Annotated in this window: 17 protein-coding genes; 9 read left to right on the forward strand and 8 right to left on the reverse strand. The window is 47.3% G+C overall.

Annotation, left to right across the window (positions count from 1 at the left end; translation table 11 throughout):
• Window positions 1–247: 247 nt before the first annotated feature.
• Both EL628_RS29110 and EL628_RS29115 read right to left on the reverse strand, forming a co-directional pair.
• Window positions 248–2,083: an ABC transporter ATP-binding protein gene (locus EL628_RS29110; RefSeq protein WP_126583476.1), complete on the reverse strand. Its 1,836-nt coding sequence runs from the start codon at window positions 2,081–2,083 to the stop codon at window positions 248–250.
• Window positions 2,080–3,960, reverse strand: coding sequence for an ABC transporter ATP-binding protein (locus EL628_RS29115; protein WP_161975864.1), 1,881 nt, complete (start codon window positions 3,958–3,960; stop codon window positions 2,080–2,082). The genes EL628_RS29110 and EL628_RS29115 overlap by 4 nt, the downstream gene beginning before the upstream one ends.
• Before the next feature lie 330 nt (window positions 3,961–4,290).
• Between EL628_RS29115 and EL628_RS29120 the strand changes: the two genes are divergently transcribed.
• On the forward strand, window positions 4,291–5,313 hold the full coding sequence (locus tag EL628_RS29120; protein WP_161975865.1) for a helix-turn-helix transcriptional regulator: 1,023 nt from the start codon (window positions 4,291–4,293) through the stop codon (window positions 5,311–5,313).
• A 35-nt stretch (window positions 5,314–5,348) separates the two neighbouring features.
• Here EL628_RS29120 and EL628_RS29125 read toward each other — a convergent pair whose 3' ends face one another.
• On the reverse strand, window positions 5,349–5,999 hold the full coding sequence (locus EL628_RS29125; RefSeq protein ID WP_126583479.1) for an HAD family hydrolase: 651 nt from the start codon (window positions 5,997–5,999) through the stop codon (window positions 5,349–5,351).
• 262 nt (window positions 6,000–6,261) lie between these two features.
• On the opposite strand from EL628_RS29125, the gene EL628_RS29130 reads away from it, so the two are divergent.
• Window positions 6,262–8,415, forward strand: a complete 2,154-nt coding sequence (locus tag EL628_RS29130; RefSeq protein ID WP_161975866.1) for an FUSC family protein — start codon at window positions 6,262–6,264, stop codon at window positions 8,413–8,415.
• Between the two features lie 106 nt (window positions 8,416–8,521).
• On the opposite strand, the gene EL628_RS29135 is transcribed toward EL628_RS29130, so the two are convergent.
• Genes EL628_RS29135 through EL628_RS29145 form a run of 3 tightly spaced genes read right to left on the reverse strand, consistent with a single transcriptional unit; the run spans window position 8,522 to window position 12,659 of the window.
• A complete protein-coding gene (locus EL628_RS29135) occupies window positions 8,522–10,435 on the reverse strand; it encodes an ABC transporter ATP-binding protein (RefSeq protein WP_126583481.1) in 1,914 nt (637 codons plus the stop codon).
• Window positions 10,432–12,159, reverse strand: a complete 1,728-nt coding sequence (locus EL628_RS29140) for an ABC transporter ATP-binding protein (protein WP_126583482.1) — start codon at window positions 12,157–12,159, stop codon at window positions 10,432–10,434. The genes EL628_RS29135 and EL628_RS29140 overlap by 4 nt, the downstream gene beginning before the upstream one ends.
• 20 nt (window positions 12,160–12,179) lie before the next feature.
• The gene (locus tag EL628_RS29145; protein WP_126583483.1) at window positions 12,180–12,659 is read right to left on the reverse strand and encodes a MarR family winged helix-turn-helix transcriptional regulator; all 480 of its coding nucleotides are present in this window, start codon (window positions 12,657–12,659) and stop codon (window positions 12,180–12,182) included.
• 248 nt (window positions 12,660–12,907) lie between these two features.
• On the opposite strand from EL628_RS29145, the gene EL628_RS29150 reads away from it, so the two are divergent.
• Window positions 12,908–13,846 carry a nucleotidyltransferase domain-containing protein gene (locus tag EL628_RS29150; protein WP_126583484.1) on the forward strand — a complete coding sequence of 313 codons (939 nt, stop codon included), beginning with the start codon at window positions 12,908–12,910 and terminating at the stop codon, window positions 13,844–13,846.
• Between the two features lie 85 nt (window positions 13,847–13,931).
• On the opposite strand, the gene EL628_RS29155 is transcribed toward EL628_RS29150, so the two are convergent.
• Window positions 13,932–15,185 (reverse strand): WD40 repeat domain-containing protein, encoded by a 1,254-nt coding sequence (locus EL628_RS29155; protein ID WP_161975867.1) that lies wholly within the window; start codon window positions 15,183–15,185, stop codon window positions 13,932–13,934.
• Between the two features lie 366 nt (window positions 15,186–15,551).
• On the opposite strand from EL628_RS29155, the gene EL628_RS29160 reads away from it, so the two are divergent.
• The 3 genes from EL628_RS29160 (at window position 15,552) to EL628_RS29170 (ending at window position 18,099) form a co-directional block, all read left to right on the forward strand.
• On the forward strand, window positions 15,552–16,076 hold the full coding sequence (locus EL628_RS29160; RefSeq protein WP_245994564.1) for a tetratricopeptide repeat protein: 525 nt from the start codon (window positions 15,552–15,554) through the stop codon (window positions 16,074–16,076).
• A gap of 184 nt (window positions 16,077–16,260) precedes the next feature.
• Window positions 16,261–17,031 (forward strand): AraC family transcriptional regulator, encoded by a 771-nt coding sequence (locus EL628_RS29165; protein ID WP_126583487.1) that lies wholly within the window; start codon window positions 16,261–16,263, stop codon window positions 17,029–17,031.
• Window positions 17,032–17,193: 162 nt separating this feature from the next.
• Complete coding sequence (locus EL628_RS29170) at window positions 17,194–18,099, forward strand: phytanoyl-CoA dioxygenase family protein (protein ID WP_126583488.1); 906 nt, start codon at window positions 17,194–17,196, stop codon at window positions 18,097–18,099.
• Window positions 18,100–18,197: 98 nt separating this feature from the next.
• Here EL628_RS29170 and EL628_RS29175 read toward each other — a convergent pair whose 3' ends face one another.
• Entirely contained in the window at window positions 18,198–19,715 is a 1,518-nt protein-coding gene (locus EL628_RS29175; protein WP_126583489.1) for an MGH1-like glycoside hydrolase domain-containing protein, read from the reverse strand.
• Between the two features lie 530 nt (window positions 19,716–20,245).
• Here EL628_RS29175 and EL628_RS29180 point away from each other — a divergent pair.
• The 3 genes from EL628_RS29180 to EL628_RS29190 are packed head-to-tail and all read left to right on the forward strand — an operon-like array spanning window position 20,246 to window position 25,361.
• A complete protein-coding gene (locus EL628_RS29180) occupies window positions 20,246–21,274 on the forward strand; it encodes a LacI family DNA-binding transcriptional regulator (protein WP_126583490.1) in 1,029 nt (342 codons plus the stop codon).
• A gap of 44 nt (window positions 21,275–21,318) precedes the next feature.
• Window positions 21,319–22,893, forward strand: a complete 1,575-nt coding sequence (locus tag EL628_RS29185) for a GH39 family glycosyl hydrolase (protein WP_126583491.1) — start codon at window positions 21,319–21,321, stop codon at window positions 22,891–22,893.
• Window positions 22,894–22,916: 23 nt separating this feature from the next.
• Window positions 22,917–25,361 carry a glycoside hydrolase family 38 N-terminal domain-containing protein gene (locus EL628_RS29190; RefSeq protein WP_126583492.1) on the forward strand — a complete coding sequence of 815 codons (2,445 nt, stop codon included), beginning with the start codon at window positions 22,917–22,919 and terminating at the stop codon, window positions 25,359–25,361.
• Window positions 25,362–25,417 lie beyond the last annotated feature (56 nt).

The raw sequence follows: 25,417 nt of genomic DNA on the forward strand, positions 1-25,417 counted from the left end.
GAAGAAAAGCTAAAAATACCTCTCTATCTTCAATTATTAGTTATTTCTATAATTTCCGATAGGATGAGTGTAAGAATTTTCAGATGCATATATGCATTTTTACGGCATATACAATACAAAAATCCCCGGCAGGAATGCAATTTTTGTAGAGAAGAGCTTGATCTGGTAGACGGAGGTCAACCCAAAAAGGGGCAGAGATAGTTCGTGCTGCCTATCTCTGCCTGACTACGAGGAGACTGAAGAAAAGCTATTTAGCGGCTACTGTATGCCGGAAACCCATTGCATATAAGGATGCATACTCTCCTTCAAGTTCTAGCAACTCTTGATGTGTCCCCTGTTCCGCAATCTGTCCAGCTTGCAGTACGACAATCAGGTCTGCATTTTTAATCGTAGAGAGACGATGAGCAATCACAAAAGCCGTCCGTCCATGCAACAATGTATTGAGTCCTTGCTGCACAATTGCTTCAGTAAACGTGTCGATATTGGCTGTTGCCTCATCCAGAATAAGGATACGTGGATCTGCGAGCAAGGCACGAGCAAATGAGATCAATTGGCGCTGTCCCATGCTAAGATTACGTCCGCGCTCCCGAATGGGCGTCTGATATCCCGTTGGCAGTTGCATGATCAGATCATGGGCACCCACCACCGTGGCCGCTGCGATAATCTCGTCATCGGTAGCATCCAGCTGTCCGTACCGAATATTGTCTGCAATCGTTCCCGTAAACAGAAATGGTTCCTGTGGAACAACACCAATCTGCCTGCGTAAAGATGCCTGCGTGACCTCTCTAATATCATGACCGTCAATCAGAATAGCACCCGATTGAATATCATAGAACCGCGTTAACAATCCAGCAATGGTGCTTTTTCCAGCGCCAGTTGGTCCAACAATGGCAATCGTCTGGCCTGCTTGAGCCGAAAGGTTAAGCCCATGGAGCACAGGTCGCTGAGGATTATACCCAAAAACAACCTCCTGAAAGTCTACATCTCCTTTGATCAAAGGCAGCTCGATCGCATCCGGGCTATCAACAATCTCTACGTTCATCTTCAAAATCTGGAAGATACGCTCTGCCGCTACACCTGAGCGCTGTAGTTGCGTATACTGCTGACTCAGATCACGAATAGGATCAAAGAAGCGATTGATATAAAGGGTAAATGCTACCAGGACCCCTACTTGCAGATGGCCATGAGCAACCTGCCAACCACCATAAACAATAATGAGGGCGGTTGAAAGGGCAGCGACAATCTCTACCAGAGGCAGGACCAGTGAGGCAATATTACTGGCTTCAAGATTCGTATCACGATTATAGGCATTCAGATCCTCAAACTCCGTCCGGTTGCGATCTTCTCGCACCAGGCTCTGGATGACACGCATACCTGAGATATTCTCTTGCAGCGTGGAGTTTACCAGCGAGATCGAAGCACGCGTCCGGCGAAAAGAGGTCTGTGCATGACGCTGCCAATAAAACGCAATAATGAACATGATTGGCAAAACGGTAAAAGATAACAAGGCCAGCCAGATATCCATCACTAACATAGCGATAATAATGCCAACCAGTGCCACCACCGATCCGAGCATCGCCAGCAGGCCTGAGCTTAACATGGCTTCAAGGACATCAATATCGCTCTGTAAGCGCGACATGACACGACCAATCTGCGTATGATCATAAAAGCTCAATGAAAGCCGTTGCAGATGTGAAAACATATCAGCACTCAACAGGTAGAGGATCTGTTGCCCTGCCCAGGACATTGTCCAGACCTGCCAGTACTGCGCCTGCCACATGGCGATATTGACCAGCAAAAAGATGATACTCATTATCGCCAGACCGCTCAGATCATTGTTGGTGATATATTTGTCGATGGCTAATCCAATTAAATATGGATTAGCCAGATTTAATACCGTAAAGACAAGCATAAGAACCATACTCAGAATCGCAGGCGTCTTGTAGCGATTGAGGTATGGATAGAACATCTGAACGAGTTTCCAACTAAAATTCAACGATTCGTCTTCATCGGAGTGCGCAAGGCTATTCTCGCGCCAGGTATGGTTACGCTTGTAGTCTGCGTATGTAGTTGCCTTGCTCATCGTTGCGCCTCCTTCGAACGCTCTTCCTCAGGCTCTTCTACAGGTTCAACTACTTGCTCGGAAGCTAATAGTTGAGCTTCAAACTCTTCCTGCTCGCGCAATTGGAGGTCATATAAGCGAGCGTATGGACCATTGAGACTCAAGAGCGATTCGTGCTTGCCTTGCTCAATAATCCGTCCACGCTCCAATACGAGGATCTGATCGGCATTCTTAATCGTGCGCAGACGGGAGGCAACGACAAATGTTGTTCGCCCTTGCATAACCGCCTCCAGCGCTTGTTGGATCAGATATTCTGTCTCCATATCTACACTGGATGTGGAGTCATCTAACACAAGAATACTGGGATTGAGAAGAAGAGTACGCGCAATAGCAACACGCTGCTTCTGTCCACCTGAAAGGGTAACGCCACGTTCACCTACCCAGGTGTCATAACCATCAGGTAAAGTAAGAATAAAATCATGAATACGCGCAATTTTAGCTGCTTCAATGATCTCCTCTTCCGTAGCACTGATAACGCCATATCCAATATTTTCACGAATAGTTGCATTGAAGAGGAAGACATCTTGCAGCACAAGTCCTACGTTCCGACGCAGTGAAGCCTGAGTAACGTGGCGCACATCGTGCCCATCAACAGTGACGCGTCCACTGGTGACATCATAGAAGCGAGGGAGGAGATTTAAGATTGAGCTTTTCCCACTTCCGGTTGGTCCCAGGATAGCAACGATCTGACCCGGTTTTACGGTCATGTTGATATCATGCAAAACTTCAATGCCATTGTTATAGGCAAAGCTCACATGCTCAAAATGCACTTCACCGTTCACTTTGGGCAGAACTTCTGCATCTGGTGCATCATTGATATCGGATGTTGTATCTAATACACTAAAGATTCGTGTGCCACCAGAGAGTCCACGAACCCACCAGTTGATAGTAAATCCAAAGACACGAACAGGCATGCCCAACAACAAAACATATTGGGTCACAGCCACGAGAATACCCAGACTTAAATGCTTATTAATAACAGAGATACCACCAATCCAGAGCACAATGACCATAATGATGTTAAGAGCAAGAATGAGCAGTGGCTGATTCCAGGCAGACAGACGCATGGCGCTCATGTTCAGTTCACGGAGCTCCAGGTTTTTGGCCCCAAACTTCTTAATCTCAAACTCTTCACGCGCAAAAGATTTGACGACGCGTACACCTGACAGACTCTCTTGCATAATCGTGCTTAGATCACCAACACCATTCTGAACATCCAGCCAGAGAGGGCGTAACCGACGTAAGACCCGCTCAGAAATAACGAGCAGGATTGGAACAGAGGTAAAGGTGACAAGCGCGAGCACAATATCCAGACGAAAGAGAATAACTGCCACCGAGAGAAACGTAATCACAACTAAAATGGCACGCATTAAACCCATCGGAATATAGTTTCGCACCGCTTCAATATCAGCGGTCATACGCGACATTAATTGACCGGTCTCAGAGTCATCATGAAAAGAGAAACTTAGTTCTTGAAGATGATTATACAATTGATTGCGTAAATCATAAGCAACGAGACTAGACAGAGCCTGAGAAAGATACCCCTGACCATATGCAAACAGGCCACGTAGAATACTGGTTCCTAAAATCGCACCGGCAACGATGAAGAGATCCGTCAGACGTCCAGTGTGCAAACCAACGTCAATCACCCATTGGAGAAGCCATGGTGCCAACAGAGAGAACAACGTCGCCATAAGTGTACAGATCAGCGCGCCAGTGGTGTGTCGCCAATGAGGACGTAATAATTTGATAATACGAAAATACACATTCCAGTTTTCTCGCCACCCACTTGTTGGAGGCAATGTAAGAGCCTGATTTTTACCCTGTGCAAATTGCATTCCAGATAATTCCTTTCTCGACGCGAAAAACCTCATACAACACACAACGTCCCACCCCATCCCCGCGTCAGACGCTTCTGGCAAGCGCCCTCTATACAGATGGGCTTTTCCCGAAAGAACTCGTAATGCTCCATCTTCGAAAAGTCTAAAGGGAAATAGCTGACATACGTTTGTCAGTCTTTGCATCAATTTTTAACAGGTATGCAAATTCCCCCTTTCAGTCTATTCATTATGCAGCCCTATCTTACGCCAAAAAAAAGCCGCAAACCCTATCCTTATGGACAGTTTAACTCTTGTTTTTTGCTGCTGAGGCTTATTATAATTGAGCATATGCAAAAGACAGAACGCCTCGTGGCAATTACATTGCTGCTTCAAGCGCGCGGCAAGATGACGGCTCAGCGTCTTGCTGAGATTCTGGGGGTCTCGACACGAACTATTTATCGCGATGTGATCGCACTTTCTCTCGCTCATGTTCCAGTATCAATGGAATATGGTCCCGGCGGTGGCTATTATTTACCAGATGACTATCATTTGGAGTCTGCGATTTTTACCCGCGAGGAGGCGATCTCGCTGATCCTCAGCACAGATATGTCGGGCACCTATAATCTATTTGGGGGCGATGGCGATCTACAACGCGCTTTGATGAAGCTTGAGTCGGTTCTCTCAGATGACTATCGGAAAGATGTAAATGCTGCACGCGAACGCTTACTGTACGATACCTCGGCCTGGCGCGATTCAAACAATCATACGTCTGGTACACATCTAGAGACGCTTCGGACGGCTGTTTTAGGTGCCAATCAATTAGAGATTCTCTATCCTTATCATGCCTGCACAGAAACTTCCCCGGGAGCGATAATCTGGCGGCGTGTTGAGCCTTATGGGCTGGTCTTTCAAAGTATTTCCCGCCGCTATGCACGAACTGGTCGCTGGTATCTTGTGGCTTTCTGTCTGGGCTGTCAGGCTTTCCATACGTTTCGTGTTGGCTATATTGAACAGGTCTATGTTCGTTCTGAAGAGGTAACTCCTCGTCCCAACTTCAATCTGCGTGCCTACTGGTGCGAAGCTTGTAAACAACTTGAGAGAACAAGGCCCCCACTCAATCTTGTTTTGCGCGTCTCACCAGCCGCCCGCTATGGACTCAAAGGCAACACAATGGTGCTAAAAGAAGAGCATGATGGAAGCGTTATTGTGCGTGTGGAGACAGAGTCATCCGAAGAGGCAGTGGCCTATGCGCTCAGTCTGGGCCCAGATGCCATCGTTGTGAGCCCGGAACAGATCCGCGAAGCCGTCGCTGCCAACGCTCAGGCTATCGTCGATATGTATAAACCTTGCCGCCATTCACATTGCTCTTGATTGATACAGAGAATGACCCAATCTCCTGACTTCATCTATGCGTCGAGAAAACTCAGAATCTTTTGAACTTCGGCCAGACTATCAGCAATAAGATTGGCTTTGTGAAAGTGTTGGTAGTTGATCCCTCTGGTTGGAACTGCAATACAAAAAATTCCTGCTCGATGGGCAGCTTCAATTCCATGAGGTGAGTCTTCAAGCACGATAGCGTTGGCTGCCTCTGTTTCGCTCACTTCCAGGGTCTTTAAAAAGAGGTCTGGATGGGGCTTCCCTCTCTGCACGTCATCAATGCAGACAAGTGTTGAAAAATAGTCGGTGATGCAATAACGGCTCAGATTGCGCTGAATATAGTCCCGCTTGCCCGAGGTTGAGACCGCCATACGTACATCCCTGGCCTTTAAATAGGCCAATAGCTCGAGTAAACCTGCCATTGGCTTGAGCTCGGTCTCCATTAAAGCATGAACACGCTCATTGCGCTCCAGGTAAAACTCTTCAAATGTGAGGGGAATGCCTGTGTCACGGAGATACATTGTGATTGCATCCACAACTGGCAACCCGATACTGGTACAATAATACGCCCAGGTGAAATTATAGGTATACTTTTGAAACATCTGCTGCATTGCCGCAAAGACCACCTGCTCACTATTGACCATTAATCCATCGTGATCAAATATCACTAATTTCTTCATAAGATTTCAATGCCTTTTTCATACTAGACAGAGATTAACGCGAGAGCTCGCTGACTCTATCTTAACAGATCCATTCAATTCTTCACACCAGTATGTTATGGCAAGTTTCTGGCTGGTGAATAGTATCCGCCTTGAGATAGAATAGAGAACCAATCCATATTTATACTTGAATTTTATGGAAATCCAGTGCAACAATTGATGCAGACACAGACAGACTATTCTCAATGGATGGGCACTTTGTGAGAGAAGGATGAGCTATAAGATGTCACAGTCAGAAAAATCACAGTCTCCCTGGTATGCTACACCTGGCTATTTGTTCCGCGAGATCTTCAAATTTCAACGCTCTCAACAAACGGCAATTCCCGCAATTCGCTCGGCTATCGGTTTTGCCATCCCGCTCATTGTTGGTGTTTATTTTGGCAATCTGACAGTGGGTGTGTCTCTGGCTGGTGGTGCTGCAACTCTGGGGACGGTAGGAATCGCCAGCCCCTATCGCACACGTATCAGAACATTGTTGCTCGCTTGCCTGGGAATTGCATGCTCTGCTTTTATTGGTAGTATTACTGGTCCGATTCCCTGGCTGTCAGTTATTGTGACAGGTGTGTGGGGTATTGGTGCAGGATTGCTGGTCGCGCTGGGGACGCCTGCCATGCTGATTGGGCTACAATCAATGGTGGCACTCATCATTCTTTCTCACTACACGCTTGATCCTTTCCATGCATTCTTACAGGCAAGCCTTATGCTGGCGGGAGCGCTCTTCCAGACCGCTATGGTACTCATCCCACTTCCTCGACAACAATCGATGATTGAGCGCAATGTCCTGGCAACGACCTATCAGTCGCTCGCTAAATTTGCGTCTGGTCCCTCCGATCCACAACTAAATACTGCCCTTAGTACTGCCTTTATTAAAGCTCAGACGACGCTCGCTGAGATCAATACGCAGAGCCAACAAGGGACGATCTTTGTACGCTTACTCAATGAAGCCGAACGTATCCGTCTCAGTCTTTTTGTGCTCAAACGCTGGCAAAAACAGATCGAAACAGAGGATGCTTTGCAGAGCGCAATTATTGATGAGATCCTCCAATCAACTGCCATACAGTTGGAGAAAATTACGCATCAGCTAAAACTAGATCCTCGTGATCTCCTCTATCCGCCTTTATTCACAAATAAAAGAAAAAATAAAGAGCGACCATCACAACAGACGCTCCCACAGATAAAAATCAAACAGCCAGTAATCGAAATGAACGAAACGCTACGCCGACAACTCCATGTAGCGCGCAAACTGGCCACTTCATGGAAGCACCGCCGCCATTCTCAATCTACCATTGATCTTGTGAAGACGGTCATTCCTCCTCAACAGTCTACGCTCTCTTTCTGGAGCGTTTTACGGGCTAATCTGACCTTACGCTCGGTCTTTTTTCGTCATGCGATTCGGCTTGGCATTACGCTGACCCTGGCGACGGCTCTCTATAAGTTCTTCCCTCATCTTCTGTTCAATGGCTACTGGATCCCCTTAACGGCTCTATTTATACTGAAACCAGATTTTAATGCGACTCTGTCCAGCAGTATTGCACGCATGATAGGAACTATTCTTGGAGCGGTTCTGACTACTGTGATTATTACGCTCCTGGCTCCTTCCGTACCGCAGCTTGTGCTACTCAATATTCTTATGCTTTATCTGGCATTCTCGCTCTTCTATGTCAATTATGTTGTCTTCAGCGTCTTTTTGACAGTGGAGACGGTCCTCTTGCTCGATCTAGTGACCAGGCAACCTCTTTTTACGGCTGTCATTCGTACTGCTACGACCACGATCGGTGGATTGCTGGCATTGGCAATCTATACGATCTGGCCCACGTGGGAACGCTCACGAGTGGCCAATCGTGTTGCCGATTATGTTGAGGCGCTGCGCCAGTACTGTGTTGCCATCCTTGAAACATATGGGAGTAATCAGGAGAATGCTGAGGCAAAGATCTACAAATTACAGCTTGAGTCGAGGCTTGCTCGCTCAAATGCAGAACTATCGGTCAATCGAACGGTCCATGAACCAGTCTCACAACAGACTGATCCAGAACTCACTCAGGGTATTCTCAGTGCCTCAGAGAGTATTGCTAAAAGCACGTTAATTCTTCATGGATATAAGTTACATCGTACGTCTGATGTTGTCATCCCTGAGTTTACTGATTTCGCACATCGCATTGATGAGGCCCTCCATCAGTTAGCGAACGCAACGCGGACTGGGGCTGCTTGCACACCGGGTCCAGATATACATGAATCGCTGCAGCGTCTCAAACAGATGAAAAAAATATATCCCTTCAAGTCTTATAATGATCAGATTCTCTTTGGGATGGTGCTCTCTGAAGTGCAAAACATCACTCAGACTATTCAATCCATGCAAAATCTCGTCAAGATAGAATAAATGGTATTCGTTCAATCGCTTTGTACACCAACAAAAAAGCGCACACTGATCTGTAAGACACTCAGATCAGTGTGCGCTTTTTGCGTGCTATCTAGACTATGACGATCTACGATGTGGCTGCTTCAGATGCAACGGGTACCGCATGCTGAGGAACGCCGCCAATAAACTGGCTGTTGTAGAGGTCGGCGTAGAAGCCGCCTTTAGCCAGCAGAGACTCATGTGTTCCTTGCTCGATGATGCTCCCATGGTTCATGACGAGAATAAGATCGGCATCACGAATCGTTGAGAGACGATGAGCAATCACAAAACTGGTTCGGCCCTCCATCAGCGTGTTCATCGCTTTCTGAATGTAGATCTCTGTTCGTGTATCAACGCTACTGGTGGCTTCATCCAGAATAAGAATCGATGGGTTTGCGAGAATGGCTCGAGCAATGGTGAGAAGCTGCTTCTGACCCTGGGAGATGTTGGTCGCTTCTTCGTTTAGAATGGTATTGTAGCTATCTGGCAGAGTACGGATAAAATGATCTGCATGGGCTGCTCTGGCGGCCTCGATGATCTCAGCTTCCGTCGCATCCTCTCGACCATAACCGATATTTTCGCGAATGGTTCCGTTAAAGAGCCAGGTATCCTGCAAAACCATCCCAAACATGCTACGCAGATTGCCACGTTTCAATTGCGTGATATCAACGCCATCAATCAAGATCTTCCCGCTATTGAGCTCATAGAAGCGCATCAAGAGGTTAACCAGGGTGGTTTTTCCTGCACCAGTTGGTCCAACGATAGCAATCGTCTGACCAGATTTAACATTGATATTCATGTCTTCTATCAGTGGCACATCAGCTTTGTAGCCGAAGTTCACATGCTCAAACTGGACGTTGCCATGAGGTTCGGCAATAACCAGTGCAGGAGTAGCCTCGGGCACTTGCTCTACCTCATCAAGCAGCTCGAAGACGCGTTCGGCTGAAGCGATGGTCGATTGAATGACATTGGCGATATTGGCGAGCTGCGTAATTGGCATAGAGAACTGACGAGCATATTGGATAAAGGCCTGGATATCACCAATCTCAATGGCCTGTTTGGTGACCATAATACCGCCGATCACGCAGACCAGTACATAGCCGAGGTTCCCCACAAAGTTCATCATTGGCATGATGATGCCTGAGACAAACTGAGCCTTCCAGCCCGATTCATAGAGCTCATCGTTCAGACGATCAAATTCGGTTAACGAGCGGCGTTCTAAACCAAAGGCCTTGACGATCTTATGGCCTGTGTACATCTCTTCAACATGCCCGTTAAGCAGACCCAGAGCTTTTTGCTGATCTTTAAAGTAGACCTGCGAACGTTTGGCGATGACCATGGTAATAATCACGCTTAACGGTAAGGTCAGAAGAACCACCAGTGTCAACCAGAAGTTGATAGTGAGCATCATCACAATGACACCAACAATGGTGACGGCAGAGGTAACAAGCTGTGTCAAACTCTGCTGCAAGGTGCTGCTGATATTATCCATATCGTTGACTGCGCGGCTCAGAATATCACCATGAGGATGCGAGTCAAAGAATTTTAAAGGGAGCCTTGCCAGTTTGGCTTCAACATCTTTGCGCAGACCATAGACGGTTTTTTGCGCAACACTTGCCATGATATATTGTTGAATATATCCAAACAGAGCACTAATAATATAAAGCACAGCCAGAAGCAGCAGGATATTGCCAATATACCCAAAATCAATCGCGACCCCTGGCAGATGCCTGTATTTCGCAATCAGACCTTCCAGCAGTTTCGTCGTAGCTTTGCCCAGAATCTTAGGGCTAACAATATTAAACACCGTGCTAATGATAGCGGCCAACAAAACAGCGATGAGAGCAATTTTGTAGGGGAGAAGGTATGTTGTCAGTCTTCTCAATGTCCCTTTGAAATCTTTGGCCTTCTGAACAGGCATACCCATGCCGCGCATAGGTCCGCCCCCACCCATCATCATCCCACCTTGCTGAGGCCGATTGTTTACACGTGACTGGCTCATGCAATCTCCTCCATTGAGAGCTGCGAGGATACGATCTCACGATAGACCTGGCTGCCCTGCATTAGCTCACGATGATTCCCAATACCAACGATTTTACCCTCATCGAGGACAATAATACGATCTGCATCCATCACAGTACTGACACGTTGTGCCACAATAAAGACGGTCGAGGTACGAATCTCTTCGCGCAGTGCTGCTCGCAATCTGGCATCTGTCTTGAAGTCCAGAGCGGAGAAGCTGTCATCAAAGATGTAGATCTCTGGTCGACGTACAAGCGCACGAGCAATCGAAAGACGTTGCTTCTGTCCACCAGATACATTCGTACCACCCTGGGCAATAATAGAGTCAAAGCCATCCTTCATACCTGAGATGAACTCGCTGGCCTGCGCAATCCTCGCGGCCTGTTCGATCTCCTCAAATGAGGCATCCTCTTTTCCATAGCGAATATTCTCAGCAATACTTCCAGAGAAGAGGACGGCTCTCTGAGGCACGAACCCAATTTTTGCTCGCAAGCTCTCTTGTGTGAGATCACGCACATCGACGCCATCGACAAGAACCGCTCCCTTATCAACATCGTAAAAGCGAGGCAACAGGCTAATCAGGGTCGATTTACCCGCACCTGTACCACCAATAATAGCAGTGATCTCGCCTGGACGAGCCGAAAAGGAGATGTTAGAGAGCGCTGGCTGCTCAGCTCCTGGATAACTAAATGTCACATCTTTAAATTCAACATAGCCACGCTCTTCATGGGTCTGCTTTGGCTGCTCAGGATCATTGATCTCTGGCTCAATCGCTAGAACCTCATTGATACGCTTGGCCGACGCCGCCGCACGAGGCAACATGACGAACATCATCGAGACCATAATCAACGAGAACATAATCTGCATGGCGTATTGTAAAAATGCAATCAGCGAACCAACCTGCATACCACCGCTATCAATGCGAATACTGCCAAACCAGACGATTGCAATTGTCGAGAAGTTCAACAATAACATCATAATTGGCATCAAGAAAGCAATTGTGCGGTTAACTTTGATTGCAGTCTCGGTCAGATCGAGATTGGCACGATCGAAACGCTGTTCTTCGTGCTTGACACGATCAAATGCACGAATAACGCGTACACCCGTCAGACCTTCGTCTAACACCAGATTCAGCTTATCAATCTTGATCTGCATCGCTGTAAACAAAGGAACTGCACGACCGGTAATGATCAGGATTGTGATGACAATGATGGGGATGACCGCAACCAGAACCACAGACAGAGGAACATCCTGCGAGAGAGCCATGATAATGCCACCAATACACATCATCGGGGCGCTGATCATCATGCGCAGGACAATAATGAGAAACTGCTGAACCTGGTTGGTATCATTGGTCGTACGGGTAATTAAAGAGGCGGTGCTTACCGTATCAAACTCATGCAATGAGTATTTCTCGACCCGTGAGAAGATTTTTCCGCGAATAATGCGACCAAAACCGACGGCAATTTTTGAGGAATAAAATGCAGCAATAATCGCGCATAACATGCCGCCAATTGCAATCACTAACATAAATCCGCCAACACGGATAATATAGTTTGTGTCCTGCTTTACAATACCCTGATCGACAATATCTGCCATCAAAGTTGGGAGATAGAGATCAGATAATGATTGTAGGAGAACCAGTAATAAGACAAAGGACAATGAGATTCTATAAGTTTTTATAAAGCGTAAGAGTCTAATCATGTTTCCTCATCTCCGTTCCATCAGGATTGGGGACTATTACCATCTTTCTCTGTAAAGTACACAAAAACTTCTCCTAAAAGTTCGGCAAGCTGATTTGCTTTCTCCTCACCAAGGTGCTCAATTAATCCGCTCAGGGATGCAAAAAAAGCTTCTGAAGCTTTCTTAGTGACCAGTTCGCCCTTGCTGGTGAGACTAATCCCTACGGCCCGTCGGTCTGCGAGATCGGTATTACGCTCAATCAGTCCGTTCGTTTCCAATCCTTTGAGCAACTGCGTAACTGTGGGAGAGGTGACATGCAGCATTTTACTAATGTCGGAGACCTTTAATTCATGCGCTTCGTTCCGCATATTTTTTCTGATACAGAACATGAGCTTAATCTCACTCGGTTTATATCCATCTACCGAGCGCTGATGCCATTCTGCTCGCTCGAAGAGCATGAAGGCTCTTAGCAGCTTCTGTACCGTCGTTGGATTCTCGTTTCGATCTATGGGAGTATCCATGTGCTTGCCTATCTTGACTCACCTCTCACATTAATTAGGTTGGCAACTAAATTAGTTGGCAACCTAAGTATATAGTTAACGATATATCTTTGTCAAGCTTTCTGTTGAGGTTCTAGCAGTAGCGAAAAAACAGTGCTAGAATAGGAGATGTGGAGGAGAGGATAGCGAAAAGATGAACACTATCATCTAAGTACCTTCTTAGCAGATGCAAGTGGCTTACTAGCAGCTTGATAGATAGGGGGTCCAGTATGGAAATGCTCAAACTAACGACAACGACAGGCAATATGCAGGTTGATGCTCTGCTGCGTGGCGTTATTGGTATTTTTGAGACCACTTTTCCCAGGCGATTTCGCTCGTATTATCTCTTTGGCAGTTATGCAAATGGCCAGGGGAGGGCTACCAGTGATGTTGACCTCTGCCTGGTACCTCAGGGCAGTTCGACGCTGGAAGAGCGGCAACAATTCCAGAAACTCCGCCAGTATTGTGCGCTCATCAGTCCGCTTACAGTAGATATGATTATTCTGGATGAGAATTATCTGCTACGTGAAGGCCATTTCCGCATTAAAACGGGTAGCCGTTTGTTATTGGGGACAGATCTGCGCTCTCAGATGCCAGATATCACGCTTGAACAATATCTTCAACAATATACACAAGCGCCTCTCTCCTACCTGACTCAGGTCTTTCGTAAAACAGATGTCGTAAAATATCCACTGACCTATCCCGATCCCTATGGGAGCTTCTATGGCTATGATCAAGCAACGCTTCTTCCCAGTGGAGAGCCGCGGCAGAATATAAAGGGGCTTGTCTCTGCCACATCCTGGGCTGCCAGTATTCTCGTGGCCTGGAAAACGCATAAGCTGGTGGCAACGAAAAGTGATAGCGTTCTCCTCTACAAACAAACAATCAATGATCAATGGACGGGATTTATTGAGGAAGTCTATGAACGTGGTAATCGTCAATGGCAGTATCTGGTCCCACAGGAGACGAGTGAACGCTTGATGTTGCGCGATCTTTGTGCCCGGATGCTCGAATTTGAAAATTACTTCCTACGATGCTATCGCGACTACCTGCTCATAGAGCTGGACAAAGGTACCGAGAGACGCCAGCTGGCGCTTCGGGGATTTCAGACCGTGTCCTACCCTGGCATTGAGAAGAGGTTAGCCGAATTCCAGATATCGGCCAGCTAACTTTCTCGCCCTAATCCCTCTTGAAGCGACCTTCCGGTCAGTTCAGATGGGTCAGACTCTGGCCATGAGCCCGACCCAATGAGTGCTATGCCGCTAACCAGATGCGAACAGTATCCGCTTCTCCGCTGATATGATCGCTTGAGGCAATATACTTGCCATCCGGTGACCAGGCTACGTAATACACACGACGGCCATCCTTTGAACTATGCCCTCGATACGTATAGGTGACTTTACCGGTCAACGCCTCAATGATCAAAACGTTGGCATCACTCCCTATCGCATAGTGTTTCCCATCTGGCGACCAGCTCACTTCTGAAGCATCTTTCTCAAAAGTTGAGATAATAGTGCCTGTGGCAACTTCCCAGACGGCTGTAGTGTTACCAGATGTCACGAGATATTTGCTGTCTGGTGACCAGGCCAGACCGTTTGAACCTCCAACATGCGTATTCTTGGTCACCAGCTCGCCAGTCACCGCATTCCAGACGAAGACTTCATCCTGGGACACTCCTAACGCAAGGTATGTCCCATCTGGAGACCAGGACAGATCACGACCATAATTCGAAACATTGGCATCAGGGACAAGTATAGTCTTCTTTACTAGTCCTGTTTGTGGATCCCAGATAACGACCTTAAACCCATAGACAGTTCCATACGTCATTGACGCAACGCTTTGATCATTCGGTGACCAGGATGAACTATAAATCATATTACCGCCACTCTGTGGCACAAATGATGTGTAAAGATTATTCGAAGTACTCCCTGTAGCTAATGCCTGATTTGTTAATGAAGGGTATGTAGAGACCACTTCGTTCTTCTGTATGTTAATGACCCGGGCGTTAAAGCCTGATAGAAGGAGATACTGGCCATTGTGAGAATAGTCTACATCAAGAGGTGTTAAGCTCTGGTTCGTATACGTTACAGGATTATTACCAGTGGTTGCATCAAAGGCAACAGCACCATTATAGCCACCCACTGCAAGCCTGGTGCTATCAGATGCCCAACCGAATGCATAGATGTAACCAAATGGATCGGCAGAAGAAGGTTCCTCAGTATACGTGTAGAAAGTATGACCAATTTTGCCATCATCGACATCAGCTGTTGAAGTAGGAACCGGAGCTGCTACAGTAGGAGCTGGCTTAGAGGTCGCTCCACTCTTCGTAGATACGTTATAGCTATGCAAAAGCGTTCCCCAGAAAACTCCATTGATGACAATGATAAGCAGTGCTATCAATACCGTCAGTCGGCGCCAGTCAGGTTTCCCTTCATCATAACTCAGTTGTCGAGAAAACGTGCTCTTTTTGTTCAGCAACTTTTTACTTGTCTGCATCTCTTCGTTCATTGCTCCTCCTGATAGATGGCTGCTCGTCACAAAAGCTTGATGGAATAATGGTTTCGCTAGCTGGGCAGAACAGGCAGCGACTATGTCTGCTTGACTCGTTACGGCTGGAAGAAAAGGAAGGCTATTTTCAAAAGATAGAATGTAAGAAGCCACAAAAAGGTTGCAGGGAGCACCACTATTCTGCCAAAGGATCATCAAAATTAGCTGATTTTGATGCGATAGACAAAGCGTTCCAGTTTTTGAGCAAGCAAGCGAAAAGGAGGCCGGGTCGTGGAGTCAGGAGTTAGGACATCAGGCCCGGAGAAAGCAATCTGTGATAGAATGGGAGATCAACACATTGAGAAAAGGATCGAAAAACAACTAGTGATGCAAGATCGTTTAGCCGAAGCTATTCAACTACGTGAAACGGGACGGGCAAAGCAGGATCAGGCCATTCTGGAGGAAGCACGCACAATCCTTTTAGAACTGGTCGCCGCCTATCCAGATGAAGCCGAAATCACCTATCAGACTGCTATCGTTCATGACAATTTGGGGCTCGAGAGAGAATCCATTCCGTTCTACATCCAGACCCTCACGCAAGGGCTCTCCGGCCTGGATACTGCGACCGGACTCATGAAACGTGAACGAGCTTTCCTTGGCCTGGGCAGCACCTATCGTGGACTGGGCGAGTATCAGCAAGCCGAGAAAACCCTACGTCAGGGCCTGACTGAGTTTCCAGACAGCCGACCTCTTCAGGTCTTTCTCGCGCTGACTCTGTACAATACGCAGCAGTATAAGGAAGCAATGGAACTTGCTTTGACCAATCTGCTAGAGACCACCTCTGACGAAAAACTCCAGTACTACAAACGAGGTCTTTTATTCTATACCTCCCACCTCGATGAAACCTGGTAACGAGAGGGCAAGTACGTACCTTCTTATGTGCCAGGATTCAGGAACGAAAAGGGCCAACGCTCTTTGATCTCAAAGAAACGACCAGGAGTTGCAATGGCCCTGAAGTGATTGCTCATAAGACTTGTGATTAGCTCGACAATGCGGTATGATAACAAGATAGGAGCATTCAATGAGGAATTAAACAATGAAGTTGATCTTCGGGGCTAATACACTCCAATATCCAGCAGGTTGGCAGTTTGCGGAACATCAACATGCTGGGATCGAGGTGGTTGGCATTCTGACAGGGCAAGTACTGCTCATGACACCGACAACGCGCATGACCGTTAAAGCCGGGCAAGTTGTCTGTATTGCACCTTACATTCCACATTGTTGGGCTTCAGACCATGCAGGCACGCTCAATGTCCTCCACTTTATTCACGCCCCTCGTGACCTGACTCAACGGCTCGTCTCTATTAATCGTCCACGGCTCATTTCACTTTCATCGACACAATTCGCTGAATACAACGCCCTTTTCTCTCGGCTGGCTGCACTTGAAGAACAGGCCCCCCTGCAACAGGTTCGTCTCTTACGAGCTTATGTCGAAGCTTTCTTACTCACATTATTAGAAAGCGATCAGGTAACAAATCCCAATCATGCATTGGTCTACGAAATTGCAACCTATATGCAAGTACATATTCATGAATCGTTCACCATTGCTCAGATTGCCCATCAGTTTGCTTTATCTGAAGCGACACTACGCCGCCGCTTTCACGAGCTATTTCACACGTCACCAAAACAATATCTGATCGATCTTCGCCTGAATGAGGCACAATATTTACTGGCAACCACTCAACTGGCTGTCAAAGAGATCGCAATCCAACTGGGCTTTTTCGATCTGGCTCACTTCTCCTCTTTGTTTCATCAGCGCGTGGGCCATACGCCTTCCCAATGGCGCGAAAAGGCCGCTCATCTGTAACCAGCTTCGGTTCTCTCTACACACATCATAGCCACATCAAAATCTAAAAGCTGAGCGAATTTTACAAAGTCCAGTCTGTTTTCTGGGAAGACTTTATGAGGCTACCAGTCTATACTACCACTACCATTGATAGATCTGATTATTATTGAGTGGAGATTCCTCATGAGTGCACAGATTCGCGAGCTCTCGTTAATAAGTAATGGGCATACTCTTTCTCAAGCACCTGAACGTTTAGGCTGGCTTGAACCAACAGATCCTCATACGCCAATTACTGAATTGCATGAAAAATATAAGGCGAATGGCTACCTATGGTTAAAGCAGATCCTCCCCCGTGAAGCAGTGATGGCTTTTCGGAAGCGCATTTTTGCCTCGCTTGCAGCCAGTGGAATGCTGGTTCCAGGCAGCGATCCTGAGGTAGGACTCTATTCAGGTGTGACAGAACAGCCAGAATTAGCGCATAAACTTTTTATGGAGGCCCATCGTTGGCCCGAGTACGAAGAATTTTGCAGGATGCCTGAGATTGTCCAATTCTACGAACGCTTTCTTGGTGGAAAACTCCATCTCCATAAACGAAAGTTACTACGCTATAATGTCCCGGGCGATCCAAACTGTACAGGCGTCCACTATGATCTGGTCTATCTGCGGGGTGGCACCGATCAGCTTTGTAGTAGCTGGATTCCACTGGGCGATATACCAGTTGAAAGAGGCGGACTGATCTATTTAGAGGGCTCGGATGCTCTTGGGCGCAAGATGGAGGCTGAGTTCGCACAAAAAAATGCCTCTCTTCCACCAGAAGAACGAATCAGTGCCTACAACCGCAATATGCGTACCGGCTGGCTCACGGATGACCTCCCCGCATTAGCAGATCGCGTCAACACACGCTGGTTGATTGCCGACTATGAGGCCGGTGATATGGTGGTTCATAGTCCCTATATGATTCATGCTGCCACAACGAATTATGATCCCGCAAACAATATTCGTCTGTCAACGGATATCCGCTATCAACGCATTGATGATGCGATCGATACACGCTGGAACAACGACTACTTTTCGGGAGATGGACTGTAGACACACGTAAGAATGATCATTTCTAGAAACAGTAGGCAACAAGAGCTACAGATCCTATCTATTTTGGATAGGATCTGTAGCTCTTGTTGCACCAGTGGCTATGAGACCTTTAGCAGAATATGCACATCTCCTTGAATATCAGTCGGAAGATGTACATGCTCAAAAGCTTGCCCATTCACAAAACTAGCAGGCTCGGCAGCCGAACGCTCAACTTCGATAGTCAGTCGAGCAGCCCGATACGGAAGGCCACTTAATCGAATCTTGTGGAGTTGAGGAGGCAAAAGGGGCTGAAAGGTGATTCCATCTACCGCCAGATGGAGGCCAAACAGGCCCATTAAGATCATCCGCAGATATGCGCTGGCACTCCAGGTCTGACGTGAGCACGATTTCCATTCTAGAAAATGACCAGATGGGCGGGCCAGATGTTCGGCTGTATTGCCGTGATGGCCTTCTTGCAACCCTCCATAGATGACACCAGTCAAGGGATGATAGATCTCGGCAAACTGACTATCGCGATACGCATGTTGAGCCAGAGTATAGAGCTCATGAGCAAAGAGATCTGCACGTCGCTGCTCTGCCACAGCATGTGCCCATAACCCCTGGATATGGGGCCAGATCACACCACAATGACGTCCAAAACTCTGACCATCAGCACGACTATACCGCTCAAATGGCGGCCAGATACACGGAAATCCCTGCTCGGTCCCATGATGATTGCGCAAAATGGCTGCAACCTGCTCACGATCAGCCACGCCAAACAGTAATGCAAGTGCCAGACCCATACCTTCTTGCTCTTCACTATTCCCAAAGGCATCGACAAGATAGCGATACGTTCCCGTTGCTGGATTCCAGAAATGCTCGTTTATCGCTCGTTTTAACTGCTGAGCTTTCTGTTTCCAGACAGGATCGACTGGTAAGCCAAGCTCAGTCGCCATCTGCTCAAGCACTACATATGCTTGATAATAGACACAATTTGTAGAAAGAGTATGCATAGGGAGGCCAAAACCAGGCTGAGAGGCGTCTTGACGATGGGACGCTGGCCAATCAAGAATACTACTTGATCCGCGCTCGGTCTGAGCATAACGATCAGGATAGGCAGCGACCCCATCCCCATAAACCGCCGGGCCTCGAAAGAGGGAAAGCGTTGTATCAAACTCCTGCTGCTCGAAGAAGAGAAGTGAATCTCTAGTCGCCGCAAACGAAAGAGCCAGGAAATCCCTATCACCGGTTGAAAGATACTGTGACCAGGCCCCGATTGACCAGATGATCGCATCCCAGTATTGTCCACCAATCAACACAGTCTCATGTTCTCGTTTAAGCACAGAAAGCAAGGTATGATAGGTCACACGTGGATACAGTATTCCCACACCATTCCAGGTATTGATAGCAGTATCCCTTGTCCAGGGGGTGGTATAATCCAGACCAGCCATCAGCGCATATTCGGGCTGAGGAAGCAAACCATCTTGAAAAGGAATAATATTTCCAACAATATCACCCAGCGCAATGCGAAAGGCAGAATCAAGCGTCAGATCACCAGTGGATAAAAACACCTGCGAAAAATTCTGCTCTTCAGGCCAGGTAGAAGAAAGATCTTGAGAACGTATAGAAGATACCATAAGGACTCCTTTGTCTTTTTTGTTTATGAGAAAGCAAAGAATAAGCCTGACTCAAAAACACCAGAAAGCCTCACCAACAGACGCATCAGATATATATACTGAATTTATACCATACTCTGGCCACATTACCAACACAATTAAGGGCACACTCTCCATTGATCAACATCTTCTTTATTCGTCTAGTCAGGAGCAGGCACATAAACGAAATGAAACCTGTACTCTACAATATTTTTCATAAAAAAACCGGATATTTACCAATTTTACCGAAAATTTTCTGATGTATCCAGATAAAAAGTCGGCCTGGCTTATCAGATGATCTTTTTTAAAAAACCTGATTCATGAAAAAAAGCTCCGGCTATGCCTTTGATAATCGGTAAAAAAGACCGAATATGTCAAAATAAACCGAAATTATATGACAAAAAGCATTGACAATACCGTTTTTTTTTCACTATACTTAGCTGTAACTAAGGGTTTCAAAGAGACTATACGCGATCTTTGTCTCGAGTTTTATTTGTGCAAGGGAAGTATGTGTGAACAATCAAAAAAGCTCGAATCCAATCTCTCGCACTATTATTGGTGATATAGCTGAGAGATCTGGTGTTTCTGCTACAACCGTTTCACGTGTCCTCAATGGACACAAAGATGTCTCTATTGCTACTCGCAATAGAGTAATGAAACTTATTAACGAACTAGGATATGTCCCACAGAGGAATGTCCAAACAACAGATCTTTTAGGGATGACCGTTCCTCTCTTTAATAGCTATTTTGGAGCTATTATGGAAGGGGCTTTCGATGCATTGCAAGGAAAAAAGGCGCAGTTTCTTACTATTCGTACTGAGAATAATTATGAAACTGAAACAACCCAGGTACAGCAACTGTTGAATCAAAACATCAATGGCCTGCTGTTTATGTTGCCCCAGGAACGTGCTGAAGAACTTCTGAAGCTGAAGCAAAAAGGGATACCATTTGTAGTTGTCGACCCTTTTCTTCCGCTTCCTAACGAGATACCAACTATTTTGATCGAAAATATTTCAGCCAGTATCCTGGTAATGGAGCATCTCTTCTCACTTGGGCATCGACGAATTGGTATTATTACTGGACCACCTCACTGGGGCTCAACAATTGATCGTACCGCAGGCTATTATGCAGCACTCGTTTCTGCAGGGCTTCCCATCGATCCCGCGCTGATCTGCGAGGGGCGTTTGACGCCTGAGAGTGGCCAGGAGGTCGGTGCCCACCTTGTCTCGCTACCCAATCCACCAACAGCCATCTTTGCCTTTAACGATGGGATGGCCGTTGGCGCTATGCATGCCGTCATTGAACATGGTCTCCGTGTACCAGAAGATATCTCAGTGGTTGGATTCGATGATGTCGAAGCGAACCTTGCTTATACTACTCCCTCTCTCACGACTATCCACCATCCTTTACGAGAGATCGGACGTCTGGCCGTAGATGTACTCTATCGGCTCATTCAACAGCAACCATTAGAAGCGACACATATCAAGCTCTCGGCACGATTGGTCATTCGCTCGTCAACCGGTCCCTGTAAGGATAGATAACCATCTCACGACCCCTGGATTTATTTTTTGAGAAAGAAGAAGCTATGGATTCACAATTTTCGTTCAGTGCTCAAGCACGAGGAAGTGCCCTTTTCCACTATTGGGAGACCTGCGTAGGAGCTGGACGGGCCAATGAGGGACTTCGCGCTAATTGGCTGGAACAGCTCCAATTAGCAACGCAGGAATGTGGCTTCCGTTATATCCGCTTTCATGGTCTTTTCCACGACGATATGTTCGTTCTAAGCAAAAGAGAGAACCACTATCACTATAATTGGCAGTATATCGATGAACTCTTTGATCGCCTGCTAAAGATTGGTATTCGCCCAATTGTAGAATTTGCCTTTATGCCCACAGCTCTTGCATCGGGGGAGCAAACGATCTTCTGGTGGAAAGGCAATGTGACGCCACCTGCCGATTACAACCAATGGGCACAGTTAATCCAACAAGTGACTGAACACTGGATTACCCGCTATGGCCTCGATGAGGTACGCAACTGGTATTTTGAAGTCTGGAATGAGCCCAATCTCAGTGTCTTCTGGTCTGGTACACAGGCAGAATATTTTGAGCTCTATCGCGTTACAGCTACTATCCTCAAAGGCATTGATGCCCGGTTACGTGTTGGTGGACCAGCAACAAGCAATTATCTTCCCAAGGGAGATACTATCTCACGACCAGCCGGGAAATATGGAAAATACACTGAGCTCGAGCTGCGCAATGATACTGTGGAGTGGGAAGCCGTCTGGATTAAAGATTTCCTTACCTTCTGCGAAGAGCATGAGTTGCCTGTAGATTTCGTCTCAACCCATCCTTATCCAACTGATCTTGCTATCGATCTCGCCGGTGAGGCACAAGCCTTTACCCGCAACAATAGCGCAACTGTTCGTGATCTCACTCATATCAACAAGATCGTTCGTGAAAGTGCTTATCCAACGGCTGAAATTCATCTGACCGAATGGAACTCCAGTCCCTCTCCACGCGACTTTGCACATGACTATCTTCCTGCCGCTGCTTTTGTTGCCCGGGCTAACATCGAGGCGTCTGGATTGGTGACCTCACTCTCTTACTGGACCTTCACGGACGTCTTTGAAGAGAATGGTGGTGGCCACTCGATCTTTCATGGCGGCTTTGGCATGATTAATTTTCAAGGGATCGTCAAACCAACTTTTCATGCTTACCGCTTTCTCCATTTATTGGGCGATGAAGAGCTCTACCGCGGCGAGGGAGGGATCTTTACACGCCATTCGCAGAACAATGCGATCAGTGGCTTGCTTTATCATTATCCTACCGAACTTACAACCGCTATCCCTACGGCTGAAACTCCAGCAGATGCCGAAAGGATTCTGCGGATCGGTTGTACCAGGACGGTTCATCTGGAGCTCACTGATCTGATGCCAGGAACCCCATTTCTTATCGAAATTGTTGATGAACATCATGGCTTTGCCTACCATATATGGCAAGAGTTGGGCTGCCCAGAACATCCTACACGTGAACAGATTGCAGAGCTGAAAGCTGGGGCATGGAATACAAAAAAGATATATGTCAGTGCCGATGAACAGGGAAATCTCTCCCTCGATCTGTCCCTGGAACCGTGGAGCCTGGCCTCCATTCGTACTTATTAATACATATAGATTGGATAACAGAAATGATCCGGCCTTTTACTATTTATATACTACAAATGGCCCATACAGATATCGGCTATACCCATCCACAAGAGCTCATTGAACACATGTACCTGGATTTCTACGACCGTGTGCTTGAGCTCTGCCGACAAACAGCAACTGCACCCATCGATCAACGCTTTAAATGGACCTGTGAAACCTTCTGGCAGGTCCATCATTATCTCACTCAGCGTCCGGAACGAGAAGAAGAATTTCTCCACTATGTGCGGGCTGGACAGATTGAGATCACCGCTACCTATCTACATTTCACAGATATGATCGATTCAGACGCCTATCGGCGCAGCGTAGAAATAGCGGTCAACTATTGCCGCCAGCATGATATTCCTCTGAAAAGTGCCATCCATAGTGATATCAATGGCTGGCCCTGGTCAACCGCTGATATCCTTCATGAGTTCTCAATCCCCTATTTTTGTAGCCATGTCCATCTCGATAGCGCCACAGATCCCCTGGGCAAACGCGGAAGCATCCACTATTCATGGAAAAAACTCTATCGTGAAGGTGAACTTGCCTCGGATGCGCCCATTCGTGTGCCGCAGATGTTCTGGTGGCAAGGACCAGCTAAAGGACGGGTCCTGCACTGGTTGAATGAACACTATCATTTAGGCAATGTTCTGGGGCTCTCAGGTACACAAGACTTTTCCCTGGACAAAAGTAGTACGTTCACAGAAGCTGATCAGACCACGGTGCAAGAGCTCTATGAAGTAGCGAAAAGAGAAGTACCACTCTACATTGAGTACCTTCGCGCTTCTGGCTATGCTCATACCAGTCTGCTTCTGAGCACTGGAGGCTTTTTTGTAGATAATTCGCCACCAGATAGCCGCTGGTGCCAGATCATTGAGATCTGGAATCAAGAACATGAAGAGATTAAGCTGCGTACCGCTACTATAAGTGAATGGTTTGAGGACTTCCAAAGGAGTGTGCCAGAAACTGCGCAACAGAGCTATCCAACATATGCAACTGCATGGCCCGATTACTGGGCACACGGTCTCGGTTCTGAAACGGCCTCCGTTGCTCTTGCGCGTCGAACTCAGAGACGGCGCCGCGATGTATTGAACCTGATCGCACACAGTCAGTCCAGCGAAGCGCAAAAGCTCTCGCAGATCGCTCTGGAGCAAGAACGGCTCTCACTTGAACATACATTCGGGGCCTGGTCGAGTCTGGCACGCCCGGGCTCGCAACTGAATGCCTTCCAACAGGCAGCTAAAGCCTTGATGTTCTACCGGGCAGACCTCTACCTCAATGAAGCAGCGACCGCAGCGCTTCGTCATTGGATTCCCCAAAAGGCTCAGAACCTCCACGTCAGCTCGCTATCAGCAGGAACAGGCTTCCATACAGTTCATTTTGCAGTCGAGGACCTGAAACTTGATCCACAGCAACAGGTACTGACAGACAAGCAGGGAGAACACTATCCCTTCCAGGTCACTGCAACAAATCCAGCACAGTATGTAGCAGTCCTGCCCTTAAACCAGGAGACAACACACCATGCCTTTGCGCTTACCGCAGCCGAAGTACAAGCCATAACGCCTGGAGCAACCACCACAGCGCTTCAATTAGAGACAGCACACTGGAAACTTCAGATAGATCCTGCACAAGGTCGGCTGGTGAGCATGCAAGAGGGAAGAAGCAGACGAGAATGGGTCAATCCAGATCATCAATATGGCTTTGGTCAACTGGTTCATGAGCAGGTTATTCATCCATGGGGGCGTAAAGCCGTCAGCAATCAGGCACGCTTGCTGGCATTAAATGTCGCGGGCGAACAACTCAGGCGGGAGATGCCACAAGAGCCGATCTTCAAGCATACCTCTCCGAGAGAGTTTCAGACTGTGACGAGGCTCGGGCAGCCAGTCTTTGATGAAATACAGCTGACAAGCAAAGATCCTGTCTTTGGAACAGTCCAGATGAACTGGCGTCTCTATCATGCTCTGCCTATGGTCGAATATCAGCTCCAATGGGACAAACCATGGAGCGATCTTCCTGAGGCGGCCTATATCGCATTTCCTTTTGCTCTGGCTCAAGGAACAGTAGATTTTGAAACAGGTGGCGGCTTCTTCCGTCCGGGCAACCACCAAGTTGGTGGACAATTGCCCGGCACATGTTCAGCCTACTATACCCTTCAACGGGCGGCTCATATACAAGCGGAAGAGAGCGCAGAGTTACTCTGGCTTCCACTCGATGCACCCCTTGTTATGCCTGATGATATTCATTTTAATCATTGGGAGACTGAACCCTGGCAGTGGAATGGCTTTCTCGCCTCTATGCCTGTCAACCACTACTGGCATACCAATTTCGCTCCCAGTCAAAGAGGACCGATTCAGTTACGCTATCGCTTCCTGAATCCAACTCTTTTCACCGACAGAGAGCAAGCGATCAGTGCTGCCTTACCAGTAGAGGCATTGGGCTGGCGGTAGAACCGTTTGTCCTCTCGAAAGAAAGAGACTATCTGGAATGGGGCTCGACCACAAAA

It is taken from the genome of Tengunoibacter tsumagoiensis (genome assembly GCF_003967535.1).
Lineage (GTDB): Bacteria > Chloroflexota > Ktedonobacteria > Ktedonobacterales > Ktedonobacteraceae > Tengunoibacter > Tengunoibacter tsumagoiensis.

Bases quoted from the DNA above. Each gene is read 5' to 3' on its own strand.
- EL628_RS29190 (WP_126583492.1), top strand. From the start codon at position 22,917: ATGATCCGGCCTTTTACTATTTATATACTACAAATGGCCCATACAGAT.
- EL628_RS29170 (WP_126583488.1), top strand. From the start codon at position 17,194: ATGAGTGCACAGATTCGCGAGCTCTCGTTAATAAGTAATGGGCATACT.
- EL628_RS29110 (WP_126583476.1), bottom strand. From the start codon at position 2,083: ATGAGCAAGGCAACTACATACGCAGACTACAAGCGTAACCATACCTGG.
- EL628_RS29155 (WP_161975867.1), bottom strand. From the start codon at position 15,185: ATGAACGAAGAGATGCAGACAAGTAAAAAGTTGCTGAACAAAAAGAGC.
- EL628_RS29130 (WP_161975866.1), top strand. From the start codon at position 6,262: ATGTCACAGTCAGAAAAATCACAGTCTCCCTGGTATGCTACACCTGGC.
- EL628_RS29185 (WP_126583491.1), top strand. From the start codon at position 21,319: ATGGATTCACAATTTTCGTTCAGTGCTCAAGCACGAGGAAGTGCCCTT.
- EL628_RS29145 (WP_126583483.1), bottom strand. From the start codon at position 12,659: ATGGATACTCCCATAGATCGAAACGAGAATCCAACGACGGTACAGAAG.
- EL628_RS29160 (WP_245994564.1), top strand. From the start codon at position 15,552: ATGCAAGATCGTTTAGCCGAAGCTATTCAACTACGTGAAACGGGACGG.
- EL628_RS29150 (WP_126583484.1), top strand. From the start codon at position 12,908: ATGGAAATGCTCAAACTAACGACAACGACAGGCAATATGCAGGTTGAT.
- EL628_RS29165 (WP_126583487.1), top strand. From the start codon at position 16,261: ATGAAGTTGATCTTCGGGGCTAATACACTCCAATATCCAGCAGGTTGG.
- EL628_RS29175 (WP_126583489.1), bottom strand. From the start codon at position 19,715: ATGGTATCTTCTATACGTTCTCAAGATCTTTCTTCTACCTGGCCTGAA.
- EL628_RS29115 (WP_161975864.1), bottom strand. From the start codon at position 3,960: ATGCAATTTGCACAGGGTAAAAATCAGGCTCTTACATTGCCTCCAACA.
- EL628_RS29125 (WP_126583479.1), bottom strand. From the start codon at position 5,999: ATGAAGAAATTAGTGATATTTGATCACGATGGATTAATGGTCAATAGT.
- EL628_RS29140 (WP_126583482.1), bottom strand. From the start codon at position 12,159: ATGATTAGACTCTTACGCTTTATAAAAACTTATAGAATCTCATTGTCC.
- EL628_RS29135 (WP_126583481.1), bottom strand. From the start codon at position 10,435: ATGAGCCAGTCACGTGTAAACAATCGGCCTCAGCAAGGTGGGATGATG.
- EL628_RS29120 (WP_161975865.1), top strand. From the start codon at position 4,291: ATGCAAAAGACAGAACGCCTCGTGGCAATTACATTGCTGCTTCAAGCG.